Source organism: Roseburia rectibacter, assembly GCF_014287515.2.
GTDB lineage: Bacteria > Bacillota > Clostridia > Lachnospirales > Lachnospiraceae > Roseburia > Roseburia rectibacter.
Map to the genome: position 1 here is coordinate 1,509,217 of NZ_CP092473.1, position 11,886 is coordinate 1,521,102.

11 protein-coding genes and 1 other RNA gene are annotated in these 11,886 nt (G+C 42.4%); 9 read left to right on the plus strand and 3 right to left on the minus strand.

All coding sequences use genetic code 11. The features are described 5' to 3' along the window. The first annotated feature begins 7 nt into the window (after nt 1–7). The 8 genes from dnaG (at nt 8) to H8S51_RS07190 (ending at nt 8,152) form a co-directional block, all read left to right on the plus strand. Nucleotides 8–1,840, plus strand: a complete 1,833-nt coding sequence (gene dnaG, locus H8S51_RS07155) for a DNA primase (RefSeq protein ID WP_118209118.1) — start codon at nt 8–10, stop codon at nt 1,838–1,840. 37 nt (nt 1,841–1,877) lie between these two features. Further along, entirely contained in the window at nt 1,878–3,071 is a 1,194-nt protein-coding gene (rpoD, locus tag H8S51_RS07160; protein ID WP_186899504.1) for an RNA polymerase sigma factor RpoD, read from the plus strand. 1 nt (nt 3,072) lies between these two features. Then, a complete protein-coding gene (locus H8S51_RS07165; protein ID WP_186899503.1) occupies nt 3,073–3,846 on the plus strand; it encodes a tRNA (adenine(22)-N(1))-methyltransferase in 774 nt (257 codons plus the stop codon). Nucleotides 3,847–3,924: 78 nt separating this feature from the next. Further along, on the plus strand, nt 3,925–5,595 hold the full coding sequence (locus tag H8S51_RS07170) for a nucleoside kinase (protein ID WP_186899502.1): 1,671 nt from the start codon (nt 3,925–3,927) through the stop codon (nt 5,593–5,595). An 89-nt stretch (nt 5,596–5,684) separates the two neighbouring features. After that, an RNA gene (gene rnpB, locus H8S51_RS07175) (RNase P RNA component class A) lies at nt 5,685–6,044 on the plus strand. A gap of 185 nt (nt 6,045–6,229) precedes the next feature. Then, nucleotides 6,230–6,625 (plus strand): hypothetical protein, encoded by a 396-nt coding sequence (locus tag H8S51_RS07180; protein ID WP_117918685.1) that lies wholly within the window; start codon nt 6,230–6,232, stop codon nt 6,623–6,625. A 17-nt stretch (nt 6,626–6,642) separates the two neighbouring features. After that, on the plus strand, nt 6,643–7,506 hold the full coding sequence (locus H8S51_RS07185; protein WP_186899501.1) for a DUF5685 family protein: 864 nt from the start codon (nt 6,643–6,645) through the stop codon (nt 7,504–7,506). A 13-nt stretch (nt 7,507–7,519) separates the two neighbouring features. Further along, nucleotides 7,520–8,152, plus strand: coding sequence for a DnaJ domain-containing protein (locus H8S51_RS07190; protein WP_117918681.1), 633 nt, complete (start codon nt 7,520–7,522; stop codon nt 8,150–8,152). Between the two features lie 84 nt (nt 8,153–8,236). Here H8S51_RS07190 and H8S51_RS07195 read toward each other — a convergent pair whose 3' ends face one another. The 3 genes from H8S51_RS07195 to H8S51_RS07205 form a co-directional block, all read right to left on the minus strand. After that, nucleotides 8,237–8,674 (minus strand): aspartate carbamoyltransferase regulatory subunit, encoded by a 438-nt coding sequence (locus tag H8S51_RS07195; protein WP_186899500.1) that lies wholly within the window; start codon nt 8,672–8,674, stop codon nt 8,237–8,239. Between the two features lie 11 nt (nt 8,675–8,685). Next, complete coding sequence (gene pyrB, locus H8S51_RS07200) at nt 8,686–9,606, minus strand: aspartate carbamoyltransferase (protein WP_117918678.1); 921 nt, start codon at nt 9,604–9,606, stop codon at nt 8,686–8,688. 157 nt (nt 9,607–9,763) lie between these two features. Then, nucleotides 9,764–10,168: a putative ABC transporter permease gene (locus H8S51_RS07205; protein WP_117918676.1), complete on the minus strand. Its 405-nt coding sequence runs from the start codon at nt 10,166–10,168 to the stop codon at nt 9,764–9,766. Between the two features lie 149 nt (nt 10,169–10,317). On the opposite strand from H8S51_RS07205, the gene H8S51_RS07210 reads away from it, so the two are divergent. Beyond that, nucleotides 10,318–11,886: a UDP-N-acetylmuramoyl-L-alanyl-D-glutamate--2,6-diaminopimelate ligase gene (locus tag H8S51_RS07210; protein WP_117918675.1), complete on the plus strand. Its 1,569-nt coding sequence runs from the start codon at nt 10,318–10,320 to the stop codon at nt 11,884–11,886.

An 11,886-nucleotide genomic window follows, 5' to 3' on the forward strand; every position in this document is an offset into this window, starting at 1 on the left:
GAAAAAGATGCCGTATTATTCTGATGACATCATAGAAGAAGTGCGTTCCAGGAATGACATTGTTGATGTGATTTCCCAATATGTGCGTCTTTCAAAAAAGGGCAGTACCTATTTCGGACTCTGCCCGTTTCATAATGAAAAAACAGGCTCCTTTTCCGTGTCGCCTAACAAACAGATGTATTATTGTTTCGGATGCGGCGCGGGTGGAAATGTATTTACATTTCTGATGGAGTATGAAAATTTTACATTTGGTGAGGCGATGGAAGCGTTAGCCGACCGCGCCGGTGTGGAACTGCCAAAACAGGAATACACCAGTGCACAGAGGCAGGAAGCGGACAAGCGCGCAAGACTGCTTGAAATTAATAAAGAAGCAGCAAAATATTTTTATATGCTGCTGCGTGGAGAGAGAGGTGCGCGTGCGCTTAACTATTTCAGAAAGCGTGAGCTGTCAGATGAGACAATGCAGAAATTCGGTCTCGGTTATTCCGACCAGTACAGCGATGATCTTTACCAGTATCTCCGCAAAAAAGGATACGAAGATGATATTTTAAAAGAATCCGGTTTAGTCAGCATTGATGAGAGGCGCGGCGGGTATGATAAGTTCTGGAACCGTGCGATGTTCCCGATTATGGATGTACACAATAAGGTTATTGGTTTTGGTGGACGTGTCATGGGGGATGGTGAGCCGAAATATCTGAATTCTCCGGAGACAAAGATCTTTGATAAGAGCCGCAATCTTTACGGATTAAATTTTGCAAGAAGCACCAAAAAGCCACAGCTTCTTCTTTGTGAAGGTTATATGGATGTGATCGCCCTGCATCAGGCAGGGTTTGACAATGCGGTTGCTTCTTTGGGAACGGCACTTACGAGTGGACATGCAAATCTGTTAAAGCGCTACACGAAAAATGTTTATCTGACCTACGACAGCGATGGAGCAGGTGTAAAGGCGGCGCTTCGTGCAATCCCGATCTTAAAAGAAGTTGGGATCACCACGAAAGTTATCAATATGAAGCCGTACAAAGATCCGGACGAATTTATCAAAGCACTTGGTGCAGAGGAATATCAGAAGCGGATCGATACAGCAGAAAACAGTTTTATGTTTGAAATACGTATCTTAGAGCAGCAGTATGATATGCATGATCCGGAGAGCAAGACAAAGTTTTATAATGCGGTTGCAGAAAAACTTTGTACGTTCGGGGAAAAATTAGAGCGTGATAATTATATTGCTGCGGTAGCAGAGAAGTATATGATCGGTATAGAAGATCTGCGCAGGCTGGTAAACCAGTATGGGGCAAAGATCGGTATGGCAGCGGGTGGTGCATCACCTGTGAGAGAGCGGGCAGAAGTCAGGCGTGACCAGGGCGGTGAAAAGAAAAAGGAAAGCGGTATGATACAGTCACAGAAACTGCTTTTGACCTGGCTCATCGAGCATACCGGATTATTTCCTAAGATTGAGAAATATATTTCGCCGGAAGATTTTACAGAAGAGATTTATCATAAAGCGGCGGAAATATTATATGAACAGTATCGGGATACCGGTACCGTCAACCCGGCAAAAATTGTCAGTATGTTTCAGAATGAAGAAGAACAGCGCGAGATCGCAGGTCTTTTTCATGCCACGATCCGTGGTGTAGAGACAGAAGGAGACAAAGAAAATGGTGGATATTCCAAAGAAACGTTTGAGAAAGCGTTAAAAGAAACCATTATCCGGGTAAAACAAAACAGCATTGAGTATCACTTGAAGAACATGGCACCGACTGATATGGCGGCGCTGCAACGGTCAGTGGCGGATAAGAAGGCACTTGAAGAATTAGAGAAAGTGCATATTTCCATTGATTAAGGACAAAATAGTAGAAAACCTGAGAGGATGAAACAAAATGGCAACAAAAAAGAAAGAAAACAACGAAAATACGAAGGTTTCCGGAAAGAAAGCGGATGCATCTGCAGTAAATAATGCGGAGACAGAAGCAGCAAGAGAAAAATTTCAGGAAAAATTAAAAGAACTTTTAAGCCTTGCAAAAAAGAAAAAGAATATGTTGGAGTATCAGGAAATCAGTGATTTCTTTGCTGATATGCAGCTTGATTCCGATAAATTTGAGAAAATTCTTGATTTCCTTGAGGCAAACAATATCGATGTTTTAAGAATCACAGATGATGATGCAGATGATGATATTCTGCTTGAAGTGGATGATGATGACGAGATTGAGGTAGAAAAGATCGATCTTTCTGTTCCGGATGGTGTATCCATTGAAGATCCGGTACGTATGTACTTAAAAGAGATCGGTAAAGTGCCGCTGCTTTCTGCAGAAGAGGAGATCGAGCTGGCTAAGCGTATGGAGCTTGGCGATCAGGAAGCAAAAAAACGTCTTGCAGAGGCAAACTTACGTCTTGTAGTCAGCATTGCAAAACGTTATGTGGGACGTGGTATGTTATTCCTTGACCTGATTCAGGAGGGAAATCTTGGTCTGATCAAAGCAGTTGAAAAGTTTGATTACCGAAAGGGATATAAGTTCTCGACATATGCAACATGGTGGATTCGTCAGGCGATCACAAGAGCTATTGCAGATCAGGCACGTACGATCCGTATCCCGGTACACATGGTAGAGACGATCAACAAACTTATCCGCGTGAGCAGACAGTTACTGCAGGAGTTAGGACGTGAACCTACCCCGGAAGAAATCGCAGCAGAGATGAACATGCCGGTAGAGCGTGTGCGTGAAATCTTAAAGATTTCCCAGGAGCCGGTTTCCTTAGAGACCCCGATCGGTGAGGAGGAGGACAGCCACCTTGGAGACTTTATCCAGGATGATAATGTACCTGTTCCGGCAGATGCGGCAGCATTTACTCTGCTAAAAGAACAGTTAGAAGAAGTGCTTGGTACACTGACAGAGCGTGAACAGAAGGTGCTTACACTTCGTTTTGGTCTTGAGGATGGACGTGCAAGAACACTTGAGGAAGTTGGAAAAGAGTTTAATGTTACCCGTGAACGTATTCGTCAGATTGAGGCGAAAGCACTGCGTAAACTGCGTTATCCAAGCAGAAGCCGCAAGTTAAAGGATTATCTGGAGTAAGATGGTAAAGATATCAGACAGATTAAAAACGGCGGCTTCATTGGTCAGTGAAGGTGTGGTATTAGCAGATGTGGGAACAGACCATGGTTATGTACCGATTTATCTGTTAGAACAAAAGAAGATCAGATGTGCGATCGCAATGGATATTAATAAGGGACCACTGGAACGTGCAAAGGAACATATTCATTTATATGGTATGGATGCATACATACAGACCAGGCTTTCGGATGGAGTTGCAGCGTTACAAATGGGCGAGGCAGACTCCATACTGGTTGCAGGGATGGGTGGCGGACTTGTGATGCATATTTTAGAAGAAGGAAAAGCTGTCTGTCAGGCGGCAGACGAATTGATACTTCAGCCACAATCGGAACTGTCCGGTGTCAGGGATTACCTTGCGAAAAACGGATACATGATCGATGCAGAGCGTATGGTATTTGAGGATGGCAAATATTATCCAATGATGCGTGTGCATTATCAGACAGGGAAAAATAAAAATACAGATATAACAGCAAAAGATGCATCACTAAAAAATGCTGGGAACTGTGAAAGACAGGATCAAAGCAGATATAAGGTCGAATGTTTATACGGAAGACACTTACTTATGGAAAAAAATCCCATACTGCATCAGTATCTGCAGAAAGAACACAAGGTGTTTGAAACTATTCTGGATAATCTTTTAAAACAGCCTGAGTCAGAGAAAATAACTGCACGTATCGGAGAAGTAAAAGAATCGCTTGGTTATAATGAAGCTGCACTTGCATATTATAAAGCATAAGCCATCCTTGTGGAAAATGACATTTTTTACATGCTGGATTTGTGCTGTCTTAAGAAATGGGCGGGAATGGAGAATCATATGGGAGAAGAACAGATCATTGTAAAAATCGGGGAAGAAGAAAAAACGTATCCGACAGGAATCAGCTTTTTAAGTATAGCGCAGGAATATCAGGACCGGTATGAGGATGATATCGTGCTTGCATTGTATAATAACAGACTGCGTGAATTAAAGAAAACCATAGAAAAAGATGGAGAACTGTCTTTTCTTACAACTTCTGATAAGACCGGAAAACGTGCTTACCGCAGGAGTGTCACACTGCTGATGCAAAAAGCAGTGTGGAATCTGTGGAGCAAAGAGCATATTGGAGTACATGTCAGATATGCTATCGGTCAGGGATATTACTGTGAACTGATGAAAGATGGGGAAAGCTGTAAGATCACGGAGGCGATGATCGGATCACTGAAAAAAGAGATGTATCGTCTTGTGATGGCAGATCTGCCAATCGAAAAATACAGTATGAATACGGATGAGGCAGTAGCTTTATTCCATGAACTTGGAATGAAAGATAAAGAGAAGCTGTTCCGTTACCGGCGCAGTTCCAGGGTAAATATTTACGAGCTGGATCATTATAAGGATTATTTTTATGGATTTATGGTGCCGTCTACCGGATATTTAAGATATTACGATGTGACAGCATACCAGGATGGATTTGTACTTTTGTTCCCTGGGGAAGATGCAAAAAAAGTTTCGGAATTTGTGCCTTCGGATAAATTGTTTTATACATTAAAACGTTCGAGAGACTGGGGAAAACTGCAGCAGATCGATACGATCGGCGCTCTTAATGATGCAATCTCTGCAGGAAAGACGCAGGAGATGATCTTGACGCAGGAGGCACTGTTTGAAGAACGTATCGGCGCACTTGCGGAAATGATCGTAAAGGAAGAGGGCAAGAAGTTTATCATGATCGCAGGACCGTCTTCATCTGGAAAAACGACTTTTTCACACCGCCTGTCCATACAGCTTGCGGCAAAAGGCTTAAAACCGCATCCATTTCCGCTTGATGATTATTATGTGGATCGTGATAAGTGTCCGCGTGATGAAAACGGAGAACTTGATTTTGAGTGCCTTGAATCGCTGGATGTGGAGCTTTTCAATCATGATATGAATGAACTTCTGGCAGGAAAGGCAGTGAATCTTCCAATCTTTAATTTTAAAACAGGAAAAAGAGAATACAAAGATAAGATCATGCAGCTGGGAAAAGATGACGTGTTAGTTATCGAGGGTATTCACGGACTGAATGATAAATTGTCCTATTCTCTTCCGGTAGAGAGCAAATTTAAGATTTATATCAGTGCGCTGACACAGTTAAATATTGATGAGCATAACTATCTGCCGACTACTGATGGAAGAATGATACGCCGTATCGTGCGTGATGCAAGAACCAGAGGAACTTCAGCAAAAGAAACGATAGCCATGTGGGATTCTGTGCGCCGTGGGGAGGAAAAGAACATTTTTCCATTTCAGGAAGGGGCAGATGTGATGTTCAATTCTGCACTGATCTATGAACTGGCAGTATTAAAGATATATGCAGAACCATTGCTGTTTGCCATTGACAAGGACTGTCCGGAATATCTTGAGGCAAAACGTCTTTTGAAGTTTTTGGATTATTTTCTTCCGATGTCCCCGGATGGAATCGGGCAGAATTCTATCATCCGTGAATTTATCGGTGGTTCGTGTTTTAATGTATAAGAAAAACAGGCTTGCACAAATAAGAAAAAAAGTGTATAGTTAATCGGGTGCCTTGCTGGCAGAATGTGCCGGCTGGCAAATGATGGATTTAAGTAGGACAAATGATCGCGGCCCGTTTATCGGGGTGAGGAAAGTCCGGGCTTCACAGGGCAGGATGCCGGATAACGTCCGGTAGAGGCGACTCTAAGGATAGTGCAACAGAAATATACCGCCCGGTATATACCGGGTAAGGGTGGAAGGGCAGTGTAAGAGACTACCGTCTCTCTGGTAACAGAGAGGGCATATGTAAACCCCATCCGAAGCAAGACCGAACAAAAGCGTTGACGTGGCCCGCCAGCTTTAGGTAGGTTGCTTGAGGCGGCTGGTAACAGTCGTCCTAGATAGATGATCATTCCGACTGTGGCTTGCCACAGTTTAGACATAACCCGGCTTATCGTCCTGCTTAAATCAGATATCAGTAATGGAAATATAACCAAAATCTAAAATGTTTCTTAAAAGACAATAGGAATGTTGACGTTTGTGTGTATTGGGTTTACCATAGCGTCATGGACAAAAAACGGTGCCAGATGGGTACCGTTTTTCCGTACATAAATATAAAAATGTGATGGCATCTGGATGGAAAGGAATGTTATAGATGAGAGAAAAATTACGACAGTTTATGATTGGCAGATATGGGGTGGATGATCTTTCAAGAGTGCAGATCATAGCTGCGCTGGTACTGCTTTTGGTATCTACATTTTTGCGGGTGAATATTTTATACTGGCTGGGACTGGCACTGTTAATTTATTCTTATTTCAGAATACTCTCGCGGAATGTGTCAAAACGTTATGAGGAGAACCAGAGATTTCTAAATGCAAAATACAAGGCAGTGGTAAAGAAAAACAATATGAAAAAACGCTGGGCACAGCGTGGTACTTACCGTTTTTTCAAATGCCCTCAGTGCAGACAGACAGTCCGGGTGCCGAAGGGAAGAGGAAAGATCTGCATTACCTGTCCGAAATGTAAGACAGAATTTATCAAAAAAAGCTGACAAAGGAGAAATGCTTTGTGTTTGGTTATATTAATATCAATCAGAAAGAGCTGACGGAAGAAGGCAAAAAAGCATATCAGGCATATTACTGCGGACTTTGCAGACAGCTTAAATCAAATTGTGGAACCAAGGGACAGATGCTGCTTGCATATGATATGACGTTTCTGATCGTTCTGCTGACCGGCCTGTATGAACTGCCGGATGAAAAGTCACAGTTTACCTGTGCACTGCATCCGTCACAGAAGCGGAATGCGTGGATCAACGAGGCTACAAAATATGCTGCGGATATGAATCTGATTCTGGCATATCATAATCTTATTGATGACTGGAAGGATGACAGGGCTTATACAAAGAAGGCATTTGCAAAAATGCTGAATAAGGATTATACTCGTATCATGTCAAAATATCCGAGACAGGTAGGTGCCATTGAGGAATACATGAAAAAGATCGGAGATGCCGAAAAACACCGGGAGACAAATCTTGATCTTGTTGCCGGTCTGACCGGAGAGATGGTTGCAGAAGTGTTTTGCTGGAAGGAAGATGAATGGGCAGAAGAACTCCGCACAATGGGATTTTACATGGGTAAATTTATCTATCTGATGGATGCGTATGAAGATTATGACAGGGATAAAAAGAAAAACTGTTATAATCCGCTCACATTTGTCCAGAAAGAGCAGGCGCAGGATCTTGATACCTGGTGCCGGCTGCTTTTGACAAGTATGATGTCAGAATGTGCAAAATCATTTGAACGTCTGCCGATTCTTTTGCATGCAGATATTCTGCGTAATATTCTGTATTCAGGTGTATGGTCGAAGTATGAATATCTGCAGATTAAAAAGCGCAGAACCCAGGAAAAGGCAAAAAAGAAAGAGCATAAATAATGAGGTTTGATGTATGATGGATCCATATCAGGTGCTTGGTGTTTCACGGAGTGCCTCTGATGAAGAGATAAAAAAAGCATATCGTTCCTTAAGCCGTAAATATCATCCGGATGCCAATGTCAATAATCCGAACAAGGCGCAGGCTGAGGAAAAATTCAAAGAAGTACAGCAGGCATATGACCAGATCATGAAGGAAAAGCAGCAGGGAAGCAGCTATGGATATAATTCAGGAAATGGTTATGGATATGGGGGCGGACAGAGCTATCATTATAACCAGAGCACTGAAAATCCCAAAATACAGGCGGCTGCAAATTACATAGCTAACCGTTGTTATGCGGAAGCACTTAATGTTTTAAATGGGATTCCTTTTTCAGAAAGAAATGCACGCTGGTATTATTACAGTGCCCTGGCAAATCAGGGAGCAGGAAATAATATCATTGCAAAGGAGCATGCCACACGTGCAGTGGAGATGGAACCGAGCAATTTTGAATACCGTCAGTTTTTACAGCATTTAGAGTATGGCGGAACATGGTATACAAACATGGGAAGCAATTACGACAGACCGTATTCGAGTGCAGGCAACTGGTGTCTTAGTATGCTGTTTTTGAATATGCTCTGTAACTGCTGCTGTCTGCGGCCGTTCTAAAGAAATATGCTTATATTGGCAAACAGAAGATTACATAAAAATACTGCCAGATCGATAAATGGATGATCTGGCAGTATTTTTAGATTAACGACGGTTTGGATTTGTGTATTTCTCCTCACAGTATTTACAGCGGTATATTTCTTTCTCCGGATCGGTCAGAATGAAAATCTGATCCAGTTCCTGCTCGATCGAAGTGATACAGCGTGGATTTTTACATTTGATCACATTTTTGACCTGTTTTGGGAGACAAAGTTCTTTTTTGGATACGATCTGGTCATTCTGGATCACATTGACCGTGATATTGTGATCGATAAAACCTAATATATCGAAGTCGAGTGCGTCAGTTGGACATTCTACCTTTAAAATATCCTTTTTACCCATTTTACTGCTCTTTGCATTTTTGATAATGGCAACCGGACAGTCAAGCTGGTCTAATTTTAAATCATGATAGATCTGCAGGCTCATACCTGCCTGAATATGATCAAGGACAAAGCCCTCATGGATTCCACTGATATTTAACATTGTTCTCCTCCTTATTCAACCTTAATTTCAAGCAGCGTTAAGATCAGAGCCATACGGACATAGACAGCATATTGTGCCTGTTTGAAATAAACAGCTCTCGGATCGTCATCTACCTCTACGGAGATCTCGTTGACACGTGGGAGTGGATGTAAAACGATCATATCTTCCGGTGCGAGATCCATTTTTGCTTTGGTCAGGATATAGAAATCTTTTAAGCGGACATAATCTTCCTCGTTGAAGAAACGTTCTTTCTGGACTCTTGTCATATAAAGTACATCAAGCTGTGGGATGGCATCCTCTAAACGCTCAACTTCAGTAAATGGAACATTATTTGCACGCAGGACATCTTCACGGATATAACTTGGAATACGCAGTTCTTCCGGTGAGATCAGTACAAATTTAATGCCTGGATAACGAATCAGGGCACTGATCAGAGAGTGAACAGTACGGCCAAATTTTAAGTCTCCGCAGAGTCCGATCGTCATATTGTCAAGACGTCCTTTTAAGGAGCGGATGGTAAGAAGATCGGCTAATGTCTGGGTTGGATGCTGATGACCGCCGTCACCGGCATTGATAACGGGAATTCTGGATTTTTGGGAAGCTACAAGAGGTGCACCTTCTTTTGGATGACGCATTGCACAGATGTCTGCGTAACTGGAGATAACTCGGATTGTATCGGAAACACTTTCGCCTTTTGCTGCGGAACTGGAATCAGCACTGGCGAAACCTAAAACAGAACCGCCAAGATTTAACATGGCAGCTTCAAAACTTAATCGGGTTCGTGTACTTGGTTCGTAAAAACAGGTGGCTAATTTTTTGCCTTCACATGCGTGTGCATATTTGTTCGGGTACTTCTCAATATCATTGGCAAGGTCTAAAAGCCTGTCTAATTCATCGATGGAGAAGTCCAATGGGCTCATTAAATGACGCATATTAATCCTCCTAATATTCAGCATTTTTTCTATCATATAATAATCATTATCTGATTTCAAGAAGAAAAAAATTTACGTTATATTGACAAAATATGCGCTCGTTTTCAGATATTTTTGGGCAGATAAGTCTATATATCAGTAATTGAAAATAAAAATATCAGGAGGAGCCTGGAGTGTTACAGTGAATAAGAATGCGTTCAAATAACAATCCGGCAGCCATCCACAGTGGGGCATAATCAAGCCGGATGACGCCGCCTATATTCGCTTTTGCCTGGCTGTAATCCCAGGGACACATGCCATGGTGTTTTAAAAGTGTGCCGCTGATATATTCAAATGAAAAAATGCCAACGGAATAGATACAGCCACGAAGGAGAGCCGGCAGATTTTTGATATGCCGGTACAGTGGTGCGATTACCGCAGCAGTTCCATAAATAGGAAACATCCATACGGATGTCCGCCCGATCAGACGTTTATCCTGTTTCAGAAAAGAGCCTGTGGAAGTAAAAAGAATTTCCATGCACCAGCCGGTCAGTCCGCAGACAAAGAAGTTTTTTGTAATCATGTTCGTGTGTTCCTTTTATATAAAATCATGATATCAGTATGCCGCATGGTATTGGAAAATATGTAACATTTTTCTAAAATAAAGGCGGAAAACTTGTAAAAACAGACGTTCTGTCATATAATAAAACAAGTGTATTCCAAGGAAAGAGAATGCGGCTGAATCAATTACTCGAACATATTTCATACGAAAGCGTGAAGGGGAGCCACGACCTTATCATTACGGATATCTGTTATCATTCCGGAAGAGTAAAGCGGGGGTCCCTGTTTGTCTGTATAAAGGGACAATATACGGATGGACACGATTATATTATGGATGCGGTAAATGCAGGTGCATTTGCGGTGGTAGTGGATGAAAACTGTATGGTAAATGTCCGGTGGGAATGTTTTATTTATACAGAGCATGGAAAAGTGCGTGTGCATGAGCTGGTACGCAATTATGGCATGGCTGTGATCGGGGTACATGATACCAGATTGGCGCTTGCCCGGATTTCTGCAGCATTTTATGACTATCCGGCAAAAAAACTTAAGATGATCGGGATCACCGGAACAAAAGGAAAGACGACGACATCATTTCTTATAGCAGGAATCTTAAAAGAAGCAGGATATAAGACCGGTATGATAGGCACTATTTGGGTGGATAATGGAAAAGATATAAAAAAAGCAGGTCATACGACGCCGGAATCAAGCGATCTGCAAAAAGAACTGGCGCAGATGGTAAAAAATGGATGTGTGTGCTGCGTGATGGAAGTATCTTCCCAGGGAATCAAGATGCAGCGTGTGGCAGGGATTTTTTTTGATATAGGGGTATTTTTAAATATTGAACCGGATCATATCGGACCGGGAGAACACGCATCATTTGCAGAGTATCTGTATTGTAAGAGCAGGCTGCTCAGGCAGTGTGCGTCAGGGATTGTCAATCTTGATGACCGGAATACAGAAAAAATACTGTTTGGTCATACCTGTAAGACAGAGACTTTTTCTGTGCAAAAAGAAAATCATATGGAAGTTTTAGGGCAGAAGGCAGATATTGTGGCAGAAAAGATTACGTTTTCCATGAAAGAAGGAAGATTATACAGCCATTTTTTTACGGATGGCAATGAAGAATTTCTGCTGCAGATGCCAGGAATTTTTAATGTTTCAAATGCACTTGCAGCCATTCTTGTGGTGCGTCATTTTAAGATAGCGCAGAATGTGATAAAAGATGCACTGCAAAGACAGACGGTTCCGGGACGATGCGAAAATGCAAAAATATCAGACGAATTCGTGTTTTTGATCGATTATGCGCACAATGAGATGAGTCTGCGCAACCTGCTGCAGACATTGCGTGAATTTAAACCGGGGAGGCTTATTGTGATCTTCGGCTGCGGGGGTAACCGTTCAAAATTAAGAAGAGGCAGAATGGGTGAGACGGCAGGAATGCTTGCAGATTTTACGATTCTGACATCCGACAACCCAAGATGGGAAGATCCGGAGCTGATCTTAGATGATATTGAGAACGGTATGAAGGGTACGGAAGGGGCATACATACGCATCGCAGACCGGCGGTTGGCGGTGGCATACGCATTTGACCACGCCAGAGAGGGAGATATTATCGTTCTTGCAGGAAAAGGGCATGAGGACTATCAGGAGATCTGCGGGGTACGTTATCCGATGGAGGATAAAGAACTTATAAAAAAGGCAGCAGAGCGGGACAGACAAAGAGAAAGGCATAGTAACTGA

Coding starts and splice junctions, on each gene's coding strand:
- H8S51_RS07205 (WP_117918676.1), bottom strand. CDS start 10,168: ATGATTACAAAAAACTTCTTTGTCTGCGGACTGACCGGCTGGTGCATG.
- H8S51_RS07190 (WP_117918681.1), top strand. CDS start 7,520: ATGATGGATCCATATCAGGTGCTTGGTGTTTCACGGAGTGCCTCTGAT.
- dnaG (WP_118209118.1), top strand. CDS start 8: ATGCCGTATTATTCTGATGACATCATAGAAGAAGTGCGTTCCAGGAAT.
- pyrB (WP_117918678.1), bottom strand. CDS start 9,606: ATGCGTCATTTAATGAGCCCATTGGACTTCTCCATCGATGAATTAGAC.
- H8S51_RS07180 (WP_117918685.1), top strand. CDS start 6,230: ATGAGAGAAAAATTACGACAGTTTATGATTGGCAGATATGGGGTGGAT.
- H8S51_RS07210 (WP_117918675.1), top strand. CDS start 10,318: ATGCGGCTGAATCAATTACTCGAACATATTTCATACGAAAGCGTGAAG.
- H8S51_RS07170 (WP_186899502.1), top strand. CDS start 3,925: ATGGGAGAAGAACAGATCATTGTAAAAATCGGGGAAGAAGAAAAAACG.
- rpoD (WP_186899504.1), top strand. CDS start 1,878: ATGGCAACAAAAAAGAAAGAAAACAACGAAAATACGAAGGTTTCCGGA.
- H8S51_RS07165 (WP_186899503.1), top strand. CDS start 3,073: ATGGTAAAGATATCAGACAGATTAAAAACGGCGGCTTCATTGGTCAGT.
- H8S51_RS07195 (WP_186899500.1), bottom strand. CDS start 8,674: ATGTTAAATATCAGTGGAATCCATGAGGGCTTTGTCCTTGATCATATT.